The following is a 16,579-nucleotide window of genomic DNA, read 5'->3' on the forward strand; positions in this document are numbered from 1 at the left end:
GCGGATAATTGTAATTTTATGGACAATCTTTGCAGGTCAATTAGTTTTACCTCCCGTTTTATCCTTTCTGCACCCACTCAGCTTGCTGGTGAACAGTACTGGCGCTCGGCGCTTTAGCCTTCTTTCTCTCTGCACGAGCTGGCGCATGATGCGCGCGGCTACCCTCTACCGTTTTAAGGTTTGCGATTTATCGTAAGCCACGAAGGATTATATTCTCACGCAGGAGAGAATTATGCGTTATTGGATCTTACTGGCTCTGGCTATTCTGGCTGAAATTATTGGTACCCTGTCCATGAAATGGGCGAGCGTTTCTGGCGGCCATACCGGCTTTATTTTAATGCTGGCGATGATCGCTCTGTCTTATATTTTGCTGGCCTTTGCCGTGAAAAAAATCGCCCTTGGCGTGGCCTACGCGCTGTGGGAAGGGATTGGCATTCTGCTCATCACCCTGTGCAGCGTACTGTGGTTTGATGAAAGCCTGACGGTGATGAAAGTCGCCGGGCTGACCACGCTGGTGGTGGGCATTACGCTTATCAAATCCGGCACCCGTAAAGTGAAGGAGTCCGCCCATGCAGCCCTTTGAATGGCAACACGCGGCCTGGCTGGGGCTGGCAATTTTGCTGGAAATTATCGCCAACGTACTGCTGAAGTTTTCCGACGGTTTTCGCCGCAAAAGTTATGGCGTGCTGTCGCTGGCGGCGGTACTGGCCGCCTTCAGCGCGCTGTCACAGGCTGTAAAGGGCATTGATTTATCGGTCGCCTACGCGCTGTGGGGCGGTTTCGGCATCGCCGCTACCCTGGCCGCTGGCTGGATATTATTCTCCCAGCGGCTGAACAGGAAAGGCTGGGCGGGGGTCATACTGCTGATCCTCGGCATGGTGCTGATTAAACTTGCCTGATGTGATCGCCGTCTGCTGCCGCTGACGGCGAAATCAGCTAAGCTTATTTTTACTTCTGTAAAAAAGATAACAGCCTTTTCAGGCGGATAAGAGGGCGGTGAATGTTCAAACCCTTAAGCTGGCGTAATCTACCCACCGCACGAACCTTATCCGTTATGATATTCGTGGCGGGTATAGGTCTGGTTATTTCCGTTATTACCCTGATTTACCTCTCGCTGCATCTCATCAGCGCTAAAACCAACGAAATCGATGAACACCGCTCGGCGCTGTCGGTGCAGGGGGCGATCCAGACTTCGGTAAACCGGGTATGGTCGCTGGTGCTGGACAACGCCGTCTGGGACGATGCGGTGCGCGAGGTCTATCGCCCGCAGGTGAATGCCAGCTGGTTATATAACACTTGGGGCGCAGGCTTTAAGGTTAATAATCTTTATGACGGCACCTTTGTGCTGAATGAGAATTTCGATATGCTGTGGGGTTCCTTTCGCATGGAGCCTTTTACCGAACTCAGTCTGGATTTTTTTGGCGCGGGGCTGAAGGCGTTAATCAGCCATAATCAGCGAACCCTGCCGGGGGAAAATCTGATCTACGCGGGGATCACCCGCACCCGTTACGGCGTGGCTTTTGTGGGGATTGGCCTTATCCGCCCGACCACCGGTCGTCTCGAAGTGTACGACAACACCCGGCGCTATCTGGTGATCACCCGCCATCTGACGCCGCAAATCCTCAAAGACCTGGGCGACACCTTCCAGATCAACAATCTCTCCTTCAGTCACACCATGCCGTCCACCGCCAGCGTCCCGCTACGCAGCGCGGCAGGGGAAATCCTCGGTTACCTGAGCTGGGATCCGCAGCTTCCCGGCGCGCAGGCCGCTCATGCGGCGGCGTGGGAAATCCGCCAGATCGTCGGCCTGGTGACGCTTTTGATCCTGATGTTCATCCTGCTTACCAGCGCCGGGCTTTACAAACTGTCGCGCGGCGAAAAACTGGCCCGTCGCATCGCCGTCACCGACTGGCTGAGCGGCTTACCCAACAGGCGCGCGCTGATCGAACGGCTGGAGCAGCTTAATCAGTCCGGCGATACCGACACCATCACCGTGGTGTTTATGGATCTGGATGGCTTTAAGGATGTCAATGACGTTTACGGTCATGACGTCGGCGACAAGCTGATCGTCGCCATTGCCCGCAGCCTGAACGAGAAAGTGCCGCCGGGGGGGATGCTTTCGCGCATGGGCGGCGATGAGTTTGCCATGACCATGCACGGCGACAATGCACACGAAAAGAGCGCGATATTTGCCATGCTGGTGCTCTCCTGGTTCAATGCGCCGGTGCGGCTGGACGATCGCAGTATTCACATCACCGCCAGTATCGGCATCGCCAGCAGCGTGCAGGGTGACTGTAGCAGCACCGAGCTGTTCCGCCGCGCCGACATCGCCATGTATCACTCGAAAATGACCGGTAAAGGCCGCATCACGCATTATGACGCGGCGCTGAACAGCGCGCGCGAACGCAAATTGACCATCGAGAATGACATTCGTGACGGTCTGGAAAACGACGAATTTGACGTCTGGTATCAGCCGATTGTCGATGCCCATACGCTGACCATGACCGGCGTCGAGGCGCTGGTGCGCTGGCCTCGTCGTCCAGCCGGGGCGCTGGGGCCGGATGAATTTATCCCGGTGGCGGAAAGCAGCGGCCTGATTTACGCCCTCGGCCAGTTTGTGCTGCGCCGCGCCTGTACCGATTTACTGGCGATGGAAGATCTTAAGCTGTCGGTGAATATCTCCCCCGCGCAGTTTCGCGATCCGGAGTTTGAAGTGAAAGTGGCGGGCGTGCTGGACACCGTCGGTTTTCCGGCGCACCGTCTGCAACTGGAAGTGACCGAAACCTATGTGCTGGAAAATCCGGAGCGTTCGCGTACGGCGATCGCCAATCTGAAAGCGCTGGGTACCGGCGTGGCGCTGGATGATTTCGGCACCGGCTACTCCAGCATTGGCTATTTGCGGCGCTTTAATTTCGACACCATTAAAATTGATAAATCGCTGGCCGGGCTGGTGGATGCGGACGATCAGGCCGCCGCGCTTGTCAGCGGCACCGTTCGGATCGCCAGCGCGCTGGGTATGTCGGTCACTGCGGAAGGGGTGGAAAACGAAAAGCAGATGAAACTGCTGCGCCTTGCCGGTTGCGATCGGTTACAGGGCTTCTACTTCAGCCAGCCGCAGCCGATTTCTGCGCTGATGCCGCTGCGTAAACAGCGGCGGGGATGATCATTCCTGCGCCAGCTCGCTCAGTTTTTCGCGAAAACCCGTTACTGAAATCGCCCGGTTATCCGCCCGCCAGCGATCTTTTGCGGCCGGGGCGGAACTCTGCACGCCAATTAACTGCCAGCCGGTGTCCGTCTGGATCATGAGCGGCGATCCGCTGTCGCCGGGCAGGGTATCGCACTGATGGGACAACACCGAAGTCTGCGCCCAGCCTGTCACCACGCAATCTTTATGGCTGTACAACGCATCCAGATGATCCTGCGGATACCCGGACTGGGTAACGTGGCGGCCGGTCGTTTTTAGCGCTGCCGTTAATGCCTCGCGATCGCCGGTAAACAGCGGCAGCGGCGTGATGCCGGACGGCGGATAGCGCAGCACGATCAGGCCAAAATCCCAGGGTGCCGCGGAGGACGGTACGATCCAGCCCTCGCCGTCAGGCTTCAGACGTTTGCCCAGAGACGGATCGACACGGCCTTCAATGCCATGGATCTCATAACGCCAGATGCCTTTTTGCGCCACAAACCGCAGCGCCAGCGCTTTATCCGGCTTGCCGTCGGGCGGCGTCAACAGACAGTGCCCGGCGGTGAGCGCCAGATGCGGGGAGATCAGGGTGGCAGTACATAAATTGCCGCTGACGGTTTCCAGCTGTCCGATCGCATCCCAGGGGGACTGCTCCGGTTGCGTGACGCGGGTCCGATCATCATGACCGAAAAACAGCGTTTTCACCTCACCGGCATTCATCGCCTCATCATCGCCTTCATCAGCATGCAGGACTGCGGAAAATAAACAGAACGTTCCCAGTAACATCACAACAGTTTTACGCATAGCACACTCTGGTGGGGTAATTATGATTATTAAAAGTAACCCAATGTAAGACTAACTATAGACGGGAGGCGTGGAAAGTGGGAGTAAAATCAGCGTACTACAATCAGGAAAAATAAAAATGCGTGGCAACGATTGCGCATAAAATAAGCGTGATGAGAATTAACTCAAACCGATAACGCCCCAGCATACGCCCTCCGGATAAAAAACGGCGCTTACCAGAAAGCTAAGCGCCGTGTTATTAGCCTGCCCGGACATGTGGGCAGATAACATTGCTACAACTTATGCAGCAGGTTGTGCGGCCGGTTTTGCGGCTTCATGTTTTACGTGTTTTTTGTGATGCTTTTTAGCGGCCTGAGCTTTTTGCTCCGCAGCCGGTTTAGCAGCGGCTTTTTTGTGGTGCTTTTTAGCAGCCTGCGCTTTCTGGGCAACGGCTTTTTTGTGTTTCTTGTGTTTTGCCGGGGCAGTTTTGGTCGCAGCCGGAGCCTGCGCAGTGGTCGCGGTAGCGGCCGGTGCAGCAGTGGTGGAGGTGGCAGCATCAGCAGCGAAAGCGGCGGAAGACAGACCCATAGCAGCGGCAACAACCAGAGCTAATACTTTTTTCATCTCGTGATCCTCGAATTGGTTTCAACATTCAACCCCACTGCGGGGCCGTTGAAAACACTATATCCCTGATAATTCGCGGCTTCCGTGAGTCATTGGTATCGGCGTGTAACCATATGTACAGCGCCGGGCACGCTGGCCCGGCGCAGGGAGGATTTACAGATAGCGGGCGGTGAGATGCTGGCGGAAATAGCGGCTGTTCAGCGCTTCGCCGGTTGCGTTTTCAATCAGTTGCGACGTGGTGAAGCGGCTGCCGTGCTGCCAGATATTCTGCCGCAGCCAGTCAAACAGGGCGGTGAAATCCCCCTGCGCGATGGCGGCATCCAGATCCGGCAGGGCGGTTCTGGCGGCGTGGAACAGCTGTGCGGCATACATGGCGCCCAGAGTGTAGGACGGGAAATAACCGAAGCCGCCATCCGTCCAGTGAATGTCCTGCATACAGCCATCACGGTAATTGCCTTCCGTGGACAGCCCCAGCCAGCTCTGCATTTTCTCGTTCCACAGCGCCGGAATATCCTCCACCTCAATGTCGCCGTTAATCAGCGCGCGCTCAATTTCATAGCGCAGCACCACGTGCGCCGGGTAGCTAACTTCATCCGCATCGACACGGATATAACCCGGCTTGACGCGCTGGTTCCAGGCAATAAAGTTGCTTTCGCTGAAAGCAGGTTGATCGCCAAAGCGCTGTACCACCGACGGCAACAGTTGTTTCAGAAAGGCTTCACTGCGCCCGAGCTGCATTTCGAAAAACAGGCTCTGGGATTCATGAATGGCGGTGGAGCGCGCCAGCGCCACTGGCTGCCCCGGCCAGGTACGCGGCAGGTTTTGTTCATAACGCGCATGACCGGTTTCATGCACCACGCCCAGCAGGGCGCTCAGCAATTCGTTTTCGTCATAACGGGTGGTGATGCGCACATCGTCCGGCACGCCGCCGCAGAACGGGTGGGCGCTGACGTCCAGCCGCCCGCCGTTAAAATCAAAGCCCAGGCGCGCCATGGTTTCGACGCCAATCTCCCGCTGTAAATCAACCGGGAACGGGCCCTGCGGCGCGATCAGCGGCTGCTGCGCCTGTTTCTCCACCACCTGATTCAGCAGATCCGGCAGCCAGGATTTTAAATCGCCGAACAGCGCATCGAGACGGGCGCTGGTCATGTCCGGCTCGTAAATATCCAGTAGCGCATCATAAGGCGAGCAGCCCTTAGCGTCGGCGCGCAGACGGGCCTCTTCGCGGCTGAGTTTCACCACCTCTTTCAGATTGGCAGAAAACCCGGCCCAGTCGTTGGCCGGACGCTGACTGCGCCAGGCGTGTTCGCACTTGCTGCCCGCCAGCGATTTTGCTTCCACCAGCGCTTCCGGCAGCAGCGCCGCCTGTTGATACTGGCGGGTCATCTCGCGCAGGTTAGCCTGTTCAATATCATTCAGATTTTCTTGCGCCGCGCCTTCCAGCCATACCGCAACATTTTTATCGGTGAGGATCTGGTGTTGCAGCACGCTCAGTTCCGCCAGCGCTTCGCCGCGCGCCTGGCTACCGCCCGGCGGCATCATGGTGAACATGTCCCAGCCCGCCATCGCGGAGAGATGAGAAAAACGGGACAGACGGGTAAAAATGCGGGTGAGTTGCTGATAGTTCTTATTTTCCATAATGCCTCATGTCATCGAAGGGGCTGCGAAATAATCTTACTTGAGTAAATTCTTATTGGGTAATTTGATTTCCATCAAACGAAAGTTGTGTTTTTTTCAGGAAGGGTAATACTGTGTCATAATAGATAAAGTTCATGTTAACCAACAACATAAGAATTCGATGTTATGAATCCATTTTATTGGGTGATATTGGTAGTCTTGACGCTGGATGCGGTCCGTGAATTGATGGGTGTATCATCCGTAATGGGAATATTTTCGTAAGCAGACGTGCAAGCCGGGTTAGCGCAACGCCACCCGGCAAAGAAAGCTAATCAATCCAGACGCCGGTGCAGGCAGCGCCCCACCAGCAGGGCGGCGATCAGCAGCAGCGCGATAAACCCGCCCACGCCATTCCAGCCGAAACGATGCCAGAACACGCCGCCCAGCGTGCCCGCCACGCTTGATCCCAGATAATAACTGAACAGATACAGCGACGATGCCTGGCCTTTCGCCCGTCGTGCGCGCGGCCCGATCCAGCTGCTGGCCACCGAATGCGCGGCAAAGAAACCGGCTGAAAACAGCAGCATCCCGGCAAAAATCAGCCATAACGAAGCCAGCAGCGTCAGCAGCACGCCCGCCAGCATAATGGCGGTGGAGCCGAGCATCACCGGGCCGCGCCCGAACCGGCTGGTCAACATGCCTGCCTTCGGGGAACTCCAGGTGCCCGTCAGATAGGCCACCGACAGCAGGCCGACAATCGCCTGGCTGAGATGCCAGGGCGCCTGCATCAGGCGATAGCCAATATAGTTAAACAGCGTGACAAACGCGCCCATCAGCAGAAAACCGGTGACAAACAGCAGCGGCAGGCCGCGATCGCGCCAGTGCAGGCGAAAGTTAATAGCAAGCGTCCTGGGTCGCAAGGGCGTCGGACGAAAGTGGCGCGAGTCCGGCAGAATTTTCCAGAACATCAGCGCCGCCGCCAGCGCAAAGCAGCCAATCACGCCCACGGCGATACGCCAGGAAAAAAAATCGGTAAACACGCCGCTGAGCAGACGGCCGCTCATGCCGCCAATGGAGTTGCCGCTGATGTACAGCCCCATCGAGAACGCCACAAAACTGGGGTGGATCTCCTCTGCAAGCCAGGTCATGCCTACTGCCGCCACGCCGCTTAACGACAGGCCGATCAGCGCGCGCATAATTAAAATGCCGTGCCAGCTGGTCATGACCGTCGAGAGCAGCGTACAGCAGGAGGCCAGCAGCAACGCGGTGACCATCACCGGTTTACGGCCAATGGCATCGGAGAGCGGACCGGTAAACAGCAGACCGATGGCCAGCATGCCGGTGGAAATCGACAGGGAAATACTGCTGCTGGCAGGGGACACGCCGAACTCCTGCGACAGCACCGGCAGGATCGGCTGCACGCAGTAGAGCAGGGCAAAGGTGGCAAGACCGGCGGAAAACATCGCCAGGGTGACGCGTACAAACAGCGCGCTACCGCGTTTAATCCAGGGGGCGGGCCGGGAGAGCGCCTGTACATCGGCATCGCTGGCCGCAGCGATGTCAACAGGGGTTGTATGACTCACAGAACATCCTTAACTTCACATCCCCGTGATTCAGGGTGACGGGTAAGACCACCGCCACAGGGTAGGAAAATGTAAATATTCTGTCTAATATATTAATCCTCTCAAATAATATGTTTAGCGAATGAATATAGAACTACGTCACCTGCGCTATTTTGTCGCCGTCGCCGAAGAGCTGCACTTTGGTCATGCGGCGGCCCGGCTCAATATCTCCCAGCCGCCCCTGAGCCAGCAAATTCAGATCCTGGAACAGCAGGTGGGCGCGCGGCTGCTGGCCCGCACTAATCGCAGCGTGGAACTCACGCCCGCCGGAAAGCAGTTTCTTGCCGATTGTCGGCAGATTTTAAGTCAGGTGGAGGACGCCGCGGCCCGCGCCGCGCGGCTGCACCAGGGGCAGACCGGGGAGCTGCGCATCGGCTTTACCTCCTCTGCGCCCTTTATCAGGCCGGTCTCCGATACGCTGTCGCTGTTTCGCCGCCGCTACCCGGATGTGCATCTGCAAACCCGCGAAATCAATACCCGGGAACAGATAGCGCCGCTGCATGAGGGGACCCTCGACCTGGGGCTGATGCGCAACACCCAGCTGCCGGAGACGCTGGCCTGGCAGGTGATCCTGCGCGAGCCGCTGCTGGCGATGGTGCCGCGTGATCATCCGCTGGCGGCGAAAACCAGCGTAACGCTCAGCGAACTGGCGCGTGAACCTTTTGTCTTCTTCGATCCGCAGGTCGGCACCGGGCTGTATGACGATATCCTCGGGCTGCTGCGTCGCTACGGGCTGACGCCCTTTATTGCGCAGGAAGTCGGGGAGGCGATGACGATCATCGGGCTGGTGGCCGCCGGGCTGGGCGTATCGATCCTGCCCGCCTCCTTTAAACGTGTACAGCTGGACGAAATGCGCTGGCTGCCCATTGCGGAAGCGGATGCGGTGTCGGAGATGTGGCTGGTATGGGCGAAGCATCATGAGCAGGGATCGGCCGCGGCGCGTTTCCGGGAACAGCTGCTGGCGACCATTCAGTAAATTTATTCATCAAAGCAAAGGGTAAAATGTGCGGTAAATCACAAGGCTAATCAAAAATTTGACGGCCTCATTGAACTGCTTCACCATAGCCCACAGATTATTTCGAAGCTCGAAAATAAGGGAGTCTTAGGTGGTTGCTGATAGTCAGCCAGGGCATATTGATCAGATTAAGCAGACCAATGCGGGCGCCGTTTATCGCCTGATTGATCAGCTTGGCCCGGTTTCGCGCATCGATCTTTCACGCCTGGCGCAGCTGGCGCCAGCCAGCATCACCAAAATTGTGCGCGAGATGCTGGAGGCGCATCTGGTGCAGGAGACGGAAATCCAGGAGCCGGGCAGCCGTGGCCGTCCTGCGGTCGGGCTGGTGGTGGAAACCGAAGCCTGGCACTATTTATCGCTGCGTATCAGCCGCGGTGAAATTCATCTGGCGCTGCGCGATCTGAGCAGCAAACTGGTGGTGGAAGAGCAGCAGCCGCTGCCGCTGGTGTCGGATGAACCTTTTATCTCCCGTGTCATTACCCATATCGATCAGTTCTTTATCCGCCATCAGCATCAGCTTGAACGTCTGACCGCTATCGCCATTACTCTGCCCGGGATCATTGATACGGAAAATGGCATCGTCCACCGCATGCCGTTTTATGAGGATGTCAAAGACATGGCGCTGGGCGAAGCGCTGGAAGCGCACACCGGCGTGCCGGTCTACATTCAGCATGACATCAGCGCCTGGACCATGGCCGAGGCGCTGTTTGGCGCCTCCCGCGGCGCGCGTGACGTGATCCAGGTGGTCATCGACCATAACGTGGGCGCGGGGGTGATCACCGATGGCCGCCTGTTGCACGCGGGTAGCAGCAGCCTGGTGGAGATCGGCCACACCCAGGTCGACCCTTACGGCAAGCGCTGTTACTGCGGCAATAATGGCTGTCTGGAAACCATCGCCAGCGTCGACAGCGTGCTGGAGCTGGCGCAGCAGCGCATGAGCCAGTCAATGAGCTCCATGCTGCACGGCAAACCGCTCAGCGTGGAATCCCTGTGTCAGGCCGCGCAGGACGGCGATCTGCTGGCGAAAGACATTATCACCGGCGTCGGCACCAACGTGGGCCGCATCCTGGCGATCATGGTCAATCTGTTTAACCCGCAAAAAATTCTTATCGGTTCGCCGCTGAGCCACGCCGCCGACATCCTGTTTCCGGCCATCAGCGACTGTATCCGCCAGCAATCCCTTCCGGCCTACAGCCGGCATATGGTGGTGGAAAGCACGCAGTTCTCAAATCAGGGGACGATGGCGGGCGCGGCGCTGGTAAAAGACGCGATGTATAACGGTTCTTTATTGATACGTCTGTTGCAGGGTTAACATTTTTCTTACTGACGTAAGAAAAATTGCGCTACCTCAAGCCGACTCCTTACGCCTTAACGTAGACTTCCGCCACTGAATTATTGTTCAGATTAATATTTCCGAAGCATAACGGTGGAGTAAGTGATGCTTAAGCGTTTCTTTATAACGGGTACAGATACCTCAGTCGGGAAGACCGTGGTTTCACGTGCATTGCTGCAGGCGCTGGCTGCCAGTGGCAGAAGCGTGGCAGGGTACAAACCAGTTGCGAAGGGGAGTAAAGAGACGCCGGAAGGAATGCGCAATAAAGATGCGCTGGTACTGCAAAGCGTCTCCAGTATTGATCTGCCTTATGAGGCGTTCAATCCTATTGCCCTGAGCGAAGAAGAGAGCAGCGTGGCGCACAGCTGTCCGATCAGTTACAGCCTGTTAAGCAGCGGCCTCGCGGCCCTTGGCGAACAGGTTGATCATGTGGTGGTGGAAGGCACCGGCGGCTGGCGCAGCCTGATGAACGATCTGCGCCCGCTATCGGAATGGGTGGTGCAGGAGCAACTGCCGGTAGTGATGGTGGTGGGGATCCAGGAAGGTTGCATCAACCATGCGCTGTTAACCGCTCAGGCGATCGCCAGCGATGGTCTGCCGCTGATAGGCTGGGTGGCGAACCGCATCAATCCGGGGCTGGCCCATTACGCCGAAATCATCAACGTGCTGAGCCGCAAAATTCCGGCGCCGCTGATTGGCGAACTTCCTTATCTGCCGCGCGCGGAGCAACGCGAACTGGCGCAGTATATCGATCTGCTGACCTTTAACCGCACGCTGGCGGCGGATCGGGTACTGGCTTAAGCTGGCCTGCCCGGCGGCGCTTTGCTTGCCGGGCCTACTGACTGCCCGGCGGCGCTACGCTTGCCGGGCCTACTGACTGTCGCAATCCCGTAGGCCGGGTAAGCGCAGCGCCACCCGGCAAATTCAGCAGCGCCACCCGGCATTCTTATCAACTGTCGGTATGAATATTTAACGCCCGGCGCGTTCTGCCGGAGCTTAAATAATCGGCGATATAATCCTGCGAAATCTCGCCGTTATAACGACCTTCCTCATCGACAATCGGCATCCAGCTGGTATTGCTCTCATAGAGTTTTGACAGCACCACGCGCAGGTTATCTTCCGCCTTACCGGTGACGCGGAACGGATGCAGCAGTTCCGCGCAGTCGCCGCTGGCGTTACGCGCTTCACGACGCTTCACAAAGCCGAGCGGCTTGCCGTCCACATCCACCACGGTAATGGCGCGAATATCGTTCTCATCCATAATGGCGAAGGCTTCCGCCAGCGGGGTGGATTTACGCACCGTCAGCGTCGGCTGCTGATCGGTAACATCGCCCGCCGACACCAGCAGCAGGCGCTTCAGCGTGCGGTCCTGGCCGACAAACGAACCGACGAATTCATTGGCCGGTTTCGCCAGCAGCTCATCCGGGCTGGCGCACTGCACGATGCGTCCCTGACGGAACACGGCGATACGGTCGCCCAGCTTCAGGGCTTCGTCGATGTCATGGCTGACCAGCATCACCGTCTTTTTCAGCTTACGCTGCATGTCGAGGAACTGCGTCTGGATCACCTCGCGGTTAATCGGGTCGACGGCGCCGAACGGCTCATCCATCAACAGTACCGGCGGATCCGCCGCCAGCGCGCGGATCACGCCGATACGCTGCTGCTGACCGCCGGACATCTCTTTCGGATAGCGGTTAAGGAATTTTTTCGGATCCATCACCACCATATCCATCAGCTCTTCGGCGCGGCTTTTATAACGCGCGCGATCCCAGCCAAGCATGCGCGGAACGACGGTAATGTTCTCCTCAATGGTCATGTTCGGGAACAGACCGATTTGCTGGATCACATAGCCAATGTTGCGGCGCAGGGTGACGGTATCCATGCCGGTGGTGTCTTCGCCGTTAATCAAAATCTTGCCCGCGCTCGGGGCGATCAGCCGGTTGACCATTTTTAGCGTGGTGGTCTTTCCGCAACCGGACGGGCCAAGCAGCACGCACATTTCGCCTTCCGGCACATTCAGGTTGACGTTATCGACAGCTTTAAAGGTCTGGCCGTTTTTCTGTGTAAATTGTTTGGTCAGGTTTTCAAGTTTTATCATTATCGTATTCCTTTCGGTGTCAGGGCGGTCTGCAAACGATGCAGCAGCCAGTCAAGCACAATAGCCAGCACACAAATCATCAACGCGCCGGCAATTAACATACGGATGTCGCTGCCGCCGATGCCGTTCAGCAGGAGCAGGCCGAGGCCGCCCGCGCCAATCACAGCGGCGATGGCCATCACGCCGATATTCATCACGACGGCGGTGCGGATACCGCCGAAAATCACCGGCAACGCCATCGGGATCTCCACCCAGCGCAGACGCTGCCAGAAGGTCATGCCGATACCGCGGCCCGCTTCACGCAGACCGGGCGGCAGACTGTCCAGCGCGGTATGGGTGTTACGCACAATCGGCAGCAGCGAATAGAGAAACACCGCGGTAATGGCGGGCAGCGCGCCTATACCTTGTCCCACCAGCGAAAACACCGGGATCATCAGGCCGAACAGGGCAATCGACGGAATGGTCAGCAGCAGAGTGGCAATGCCAAGCACCGGCGTCGCCAGCCATTTGTACCGTACAATCACTATACCCAGCGGCACGCCAATAATAATCGCCAGCCCGACGGCCAGCAGAACCAGCCACAGGTGCTGGAAGGTCAGGCTCATCAGATAGCCTGCGTTGTCCATCATGTAATGAATCGTATCCATGGGCGCTCCTTACAGCAGGCCTTTTTCATGCAGGAAGTCGCGGGCGACCTGCTGCGGTGTCTGGTGCTCAATATCCACCTTCGCATTCAGCGTGGTGATGGCCTCATTATCCAGCAGACCGGAGAGGGTGTTCAGCGCCTCTTCCAGTCCCGGATTAGCCGCCAGCGTGTCTTTACGCACCACCGGCGTGACAGCGTAACTTGGGAAGAAGCCTTTATCGTCCTTCAGCACTTTCAGATCGAAGCCCTTCACGCGGCCATCGGTGGCATACACCAGACCGGCATCGACAAAGCCATCGCGGATGGCGTTATACACCAGGCCCGGATCCATCTGGCGGATTTGCGGGCGATCCAGTTCCATCTGATAGGCCTGTTGCAGCGGCTTCATGCCGTCGCTGCGCCCGGCGAATTCCAGGTCAAGGCCGAGCATCCAGTTGTTGTCGGGATCGGTTTTGCGGATGTGTTCAATTTTCGCCACCATCTCCGACATGGTGTTGATGTTTTCCGCCTCGGCGCGTTTACGCTGCATGGCGAAGGCATAGGTATTATTCATGTCCGCCGGTTTCAGCCATACCAGACCCAGTTTGGCGTCCAGCTGTTTCACCGTGGCGTAGGACTCCTCCGGTGACATGCGTTTATTGATATGGTTGAAAATAATCAGCGAGGTGCCGGTATATTCCCAGGTCATATCCACCTGTTTATTAATCATCGCGTTACGGGAAATCACCGTCGCAATGTTGGTCTGCGGCGTCACCTGAAAACCTTTCTTTTGCAGATACTGCACCGTCATGGCCGACAGAATATGCTGTTCAGTAAAACTCTTGGTGGCGAGCACCAGCGGCGCGGCCTGCGCCTGGGCGCTTAGCAGGGCAATGGCAGCCATAAATCCTGCCAGTCGGGTAAACCATTTCATACCGGATTCCTTATTCTTGTTATCAGGCGGTGTGCGGGCTGAGCACGCGTCCCAGCGCGGCAAGCAGCGTATCGAGGATCAGCGCAAAGAGCGCGGTCGCCGCAGCGCCCAGGATCAGCGTCGGGAAATCGTTCAGGTAGATGCCGGGGAAGATCAGCTCGCCATAACTGCTGGCGCCAATCAAAAACGCCAGCGGCGCAGTGCCCACGTTGATGGCGGTGGCGATGCGGATGCCTGACAGCATCACCGGCCAGGCGTTCGGCAGCTCCACCTGGCGCAGGCTCTGCCATTTGGTCATGCCAATGCCTCTGGCGGCTTCCAGCAGCGAAGGTTGCACGCCGCACAGACCGGCATAGGTGTTACGCACAATCGGCAGCAGCGAGGCGAGGAACAGCGCGATGATCGCCGGCGTATCGCCAATCCCGAAAATCACCATCGCCAGCGCCAGCACCGCCAGCGGCGGCAGGGTGTTGCCGACGTTAAAGATCTGCATGATGTATTCCGCAAAACGGCGGCATGCCGGGCGGCTGAGCAGGATCCCGCTGGGAATGCCGACCAGCAGCGCGAAGAACATCGAACTGAAGACGAGGATCATGTGCTGTTGCCCGAGATACAGCAGATCAACCTGCCGCTCGCGGATAGTTTGCAGGCCGATACCCCAGACCAGCAGGGCGATGACAATAAGCAGCGCGGCCACAAAAAGCAGCGCGCGAACAAGGGGGGATCTTTGCATTGCAGTGTGTCTCCCTGGGTGCATGCGTTATTGCAACAGTCTGTTGCGTGTTGTTATGCCATGTATCGGCAGGGTGAATGAGCTATAGCAAGCTGCCGGAAAGGATGCCAGTGTGCGGCAAGTTTCTGATCGGGCGAATATTTATACGAACCGCTGCCATGCCTTGCGGCGTATAGCGCGATTTGCGGGTCGGGAATTATCTTAAATTGCGACGGTAAAAGTGACGTTGTAACAGTTTGTGTTTGGGATTATCACGCAGCTGAACAAAAAAGCCGCACGGCCGACGCCGCGCGGCTCACAGAGGCGTGGCTTATTTATACAGCGGCTTTTCCGCCACCGGGATCAGCAAATGCGTTTGCCAGGCCGCGAGGGTTAAACGCGTCAGTTCACCGAGCGCCTGATAAAACGGATGGGCGGCATGTTCCGCGAACACGGCGAGCCAGCGCCCGGCCCACGGCAGCAGATGCCAGGCCAGCAGCTGTTCGCATTCAGCCTCCCGCTTTTCTTCCAGCAGCCAGGCCGCCATCATCAGCAGCGTGCCGATATGATCTTCCGGTTCATTTTGCTCCGGCGCAAAAACAATGTTGTTGTCACGCATCCACTGGCGCAGCGCCAGCGTCGAGTCGCCGAACAGGACATTTTCGCGATCCAGCCACACCGACCCCCATGGCGGGGCGGGCAACGCCCAGGGGCCGAGGAACAGGCGCTGCCAGGCGTCCGGCAGCGGTTCATCGGCAGAGGCGGTAAAGCGCGCCGCCAGCGGCGTCAGCGCATCGGGCAGTAGCGGCCACTGTTCCTGCCAGGCAGGATCCTGAAGCGCCGCCACCAGCGGGGCGGCCTGTTCGCTCTGCGGCGGGTAGTAAAATAACGCGCCCAGAACCCGGGCGGCAACGGCAAACGCCTGACGCTGTGCGTCATCCATAAAACACTCCTGATTTATCCACCAACCGCCATACCGACGGTCATATGTAATCCGTAAAACAGGCCACGGCCCAGCAGCTCGCCCGCCAGCACCAACAGCAGCCCGGCCAGCAAACTGAACACCTGTGGCTCACGACGCCACAGCAGCGGGCAGATCCAGCAGCCCAGCCCGACGGCGAGCAGCGCCAGACGCCAGACCTGTAGCGCGGCATAATCCGGCACCAGGGCGGCTGCCTGCTGTACTGACGACGAGATCGTGGCGAGATCCGCAGCCTGCATGATCACCACCGCCACGCTTACCAGCAGCGCCAGCACGCTGATAAAGGCAAACACGCCGCCGTTAAAGGGGATACGCGCCAGACGCAGCAGCAGCGCCGCCAGCAACGGGCCGCTCAGCAGCACGGTAAGGAAAAACGCGGCAGTGGTGTAACCGTTATGCCAGGTCGGCACGGTATCGATCTGATATACCCGGCTCATGGCATACACAAACACGACGCCGAGGGCCATGCTGACCACAAGCCAGATCCTGCCCAGGGCTTCAGGCATTTTGCCGATTACCGCCACCAGCCACCACAGGCCGCCGACGGCGAAAAACAGCGATCCGGCGGCGATCTCGTTGCTCAGCGCCGACGCGCCGATGCGGTTCAGGGAATTAAATGCCCGCAGGGGCGATCCCAGATGCATCATCGAGGCGATAAAGCCCACGCCCATCAGCAGCCAGAGGAAAAACAGGCTGCGGGTAAGCCGGGCGCGGTTTTCGCTGTTATCGGCGCACGCCATCCAGCCGAGCCCGCCGACGATAAGCGCGCCGGTGACGCACTGGCCGATGACGGTAAATAACACCAGCGGCCATTCATGCCATCCGTTGCCCATCTCACACCTCCTGCGGGTTAGCCAGAAAGCCGGTTTTGTCCCCGGTGGGGCGGCTGTTGGCGTTGGGTTTGATCACGATATTAGGCTTTGTAAAATGCCCGGACGGCAGCGGGGCGACGGCATCAAGGCTGCCGTATTTTTCACGCAGCTCGTCAACGGGCGCAAAGTCCAGCGCGCGCAGCGGGCAGGACTCGACGCAGATCGGCTTTTTGCCGTCCGC

The 16,579-nt window shown here is 58.0% G+C and carries 18 protein-coding genes and 1 pseudogene; 7 read left to right on the forward strand and 12 right to left on the reverse strand.

The window, feature by feature from the left end:
* Positions 1 to 232 precede the first annotated feature (232 nt).
* The 3 genes from mdtJ to ACQUTD_RS09645 all read left to right on the forward strand — a co-directional run bounded on the left by mdtJ (position 233) and on the right by ACQUTD_RS09645 (position 3,163).
* On the forward strand, positions 233 to 583 hold the full coding sequence (gene mdtJ / locus ACQUTD_RS09635) for a multidrug/spermidine efflux SMR transporter subunit MdtJ (RefSeq protein WP_072568360.1): 351 nt from the start codon (positions 233 to 235) through the stop codon (positions 581 to 583).
* Positions 570 to 899 (forward strand): multidrug/spermidine efflux SMR transporter subunit MdtI, encoded by a 330-nt coding sequence (gene mdtI, locus ACQUTD_RS09640; protein ID WP_072568361.1) that lies wholly within the window; start codon positions 570 to 572, stop codon positions 897 to 899. The genes mdtJ and mdtI overlap by 14 nt, the downstream gene beginning before the upstream one ends.
* A 101-nt stretch (positions 900 to 1,000) precedes the next feature.
* Positions 1,001 to 3,163, forward strand: a complete 2,163-nt coding sequence (locus tag ACQUTD_RS09645) for an EAL domain-containing protein (protein ID WP_473274708.1) — start codon at positions 1,001 to 1,003, stop codon at positions 3,161 to 3,163.
* On the opposite strand, the gene ACQUTD_RS09650 is transcribed toward ACQUTD_RS09645, so the two are convergent.
* The 4 genes from ACQUTD_RS09650 to ACQUTD_RS09665 form a co-directional block, all read right to left on the reverse strand.
* A complete protein-coding gene (locus ACQUTD_RS09650) occupies positions 3,164 to 3,985 on the reverse strand; it encodes a trypsin-like serine peptidase (RefSeq protein ID WP_318363053.1) in 822 nt (273 codons plus the stop codon).
* 103 nt (positions 3,986 to 4,088) lie between these two features.
* Positions 4,089 to 4,172 carry a small membrane protein YdgU gene (ydgU, locus tag ACQUTD_RS09655; protein ID WP_099458764.1) on the reverse strand — a complete coding sequence of 28 codons (84 nt, stop codon included), beginning with the start codon at positions 4,170 to 4,172 and terminating at the stop codon, positions 4,089 to 4,091.
* 92 nt (positions 4,173 to 4,264) lie between these two features.
* Complete coding sequence (gene asr, locus ACQUTD_RS09660; RefSeq protein ID WP_072568364.1) at positions 4,265 to 4,588, reverse strand: acid resistance repetitive basic protein Asr; 324 nt, start codon at positions 4,586 to 4,588, stop codon at positions 4,265 to 4,267.
* A gap of 153 nt (positions 4,589 to 4,741) precedes the next feature.
* The gene (locus ACQUTD_RS09665) at positions 4,742 to 6,226 is read right to left on the reverse strand and encodes a carboxypeptidase M32 (RefSeq protein WP_321987410.1); all 1,485 of its coding nucleotides are present in this window, start codon (positions 6,224 to 6,226) and stop codon (positions 4,742 to 4,744) included.
* A 165-nt stretch (positions 6,227 to 6,391) separates the two neighbouring features.
* On the opposite strand from ACQUTD_RS09665, the gene ACQUTD_RS09670 reads away from it, so the two are divergent.
* Positions 6,392 to 6,487: a KPN_01571 family protein gene (locus ACQUTD_RS09670; protein WP_412175890.1), complete on the forward strand. Its 96-nt coding sequence runs from the start codon at positions 6,392 to 6,394 to the stop codon at positions 6,485 to 6,487.
* Between the two features lie 50 nt (positions 6,488 to 6,537).
* Here ACQUTD_RS09670 and ACQUTD_RS09675 read toward each other — a convergent pair whose 3' ends face one another.
* Positions 6,538 to 7,788 (reverse strand): MFS transporter, encoded by a 1,251-nt coding sequence (locus ACQUTD_RS09675; protein WP_473274705.1) that lies wholly within the window; start codon positions 7,786 to 7,788, stop codon positions 6,538 to 6,540.
* A gap of 121 nt (positions 7,789 to 7,909) precedes the next feature.
* On the opposite strand from ACQUTD_RS09675, the gene ACQUTD_RS09680 reads away from it, so the two are divergent.
* From ACQUTD_RS09680 to bioD, 3 genes are all read left to right on the forward strand, one after another.
* Positions 7,910 to 8,803, forward strand: coding sequence for a LysR family transcriptional regulator (locus ACQUTD_RS09680; protein ID WP_321987412.1), 894 nt, complete (start codon positions 7,910 to 7,912; stop codon positions 8,801 to 8,803).
* A 130-nt stretch (positions 8,804 to 8,933) separates the two neighbouring features.
* Positions 8,934 to 10,154, forward strand: a complete 1,221-nt coding sequence (gene mlc / locus ACQUTD_RS09685) for a sugar metabolism global transcriptional regulator Mlc (RefSeq protein WP_072568368.1) — start codon at positions 8,934 to 8,936, stop codon at positions 10,152 to 10,154.
* 126 nt (positions 10,155 to 10,280) lie between these two features.
* A complete protein-coding gene (gene bioD / locus ACQUTD_RS09690) occupies positions 10,281 to 10,976 on the forward strand; it encodes a dethiobiotin synthase (protein WP_072568369.1) in 696 nt (231 codons plus the stop codon).
* 148 nt (positions 10,977 to 11,124) lie between these two features.
* On the opposite strand, the gene osmV is transcribed toward bioD, so the two are convergent.
* From osmV to ACQUTD_RS09725, 7 genes and pseudogenes are all read right to left on the reverse strand, one after another.
* The gene (osmV, locus tag ACQUTD_RS09695) at positions 11,125 to 12,273 is read right to left on the reverse strand and encodes an osmoprotectant ABC transporter ATP-binding protein OsmV (protein WP_473274703.1); all 1,149 of its coding nucleotides are present in this window, start codon (positions 12,271 to 12,273) and stop codon (positions 11,125 to 11,127) included.
* Complete coding sequence (osmW, locus tag ACQUTD_RS09700) at positions 12,273 to 12,920, reverse strand: osmoprotectant ABC transporter permease OsmW (protein WP_072568371.1); 648 nt, start codon at positions 12,918 to 12,920, stop codon at positions 12,273 to 12,275. The genes osmV and osmW overlap by 1 nt, the downstream gene beginning before the upstream one ends.
* Positions 12,921 to 12,929: 9 nt before the next feature.
* Complete coding sequence (osmX, locus tag ACQUTD_RS09705; RefSeq protein WP_072568372.1) at positions 12,930 to 13,832, reverse strand: osmoprotectant ABC transporter substrate-binding protein OsmX; 903 nt, start codon at positions 13,830 to 13,832, stop codon at positions 12,930 to 12,932.
* A 22-nt stretch (positions 13,833 to 13,854) separates the two neighbouring features.
* Positions 13,855 to 14,565, reverse strand: coding sequence for an osmoprotectant ABC transporter permease OsmY (osmY, locus tag ACQUTD_RS09710; RefSeq protein ID WP_318363044.1), 711 nt, complete (start codon positions 14,563 to 14,565; stop codon positions 13,855 to 13,857).
* A 310-nt stretch (positions 14,566 to 14,875) separates the two neighbouring features.
* Positions 14,876 to 15,487: a Tat proofreading chaperone DmsD gene (gene dmsD / locus ACQUTD_RS09715; protein ID WP_473274701.1), complete on the reverse strand. Its 612-nt coding sequence runs from the start codon at positions 15,485 to 15,487 to the stop codon at positions 14,876 to 14,878.
* A 14-nt stretch (positions 15,488 to 15,501) separates the two neighbouring features.
* A complete protein-coding gene (locus ACQUTD_RS09720) occupies positions 15,502 to 16,359 on the reverse strand; it encodes a DmsC/YnfH family molybdoenzyme membrane anchor subunit (RefSeq protein ID WP_473274699.1) in 858 nt (285 codons plus the stop codon).
* A 1-nt stretch (position 16,360) separates the two neighbouring features.
* Positions 16,361 to 16,579: pseudogene (locus ACQUTD_RS09725) on the reverse strand (dimethyl sulfoxide reductase subunit B); the annotation flags it as partial.

Source organism: Enterobacter sp. K510, from assembly GCF_055804875.1.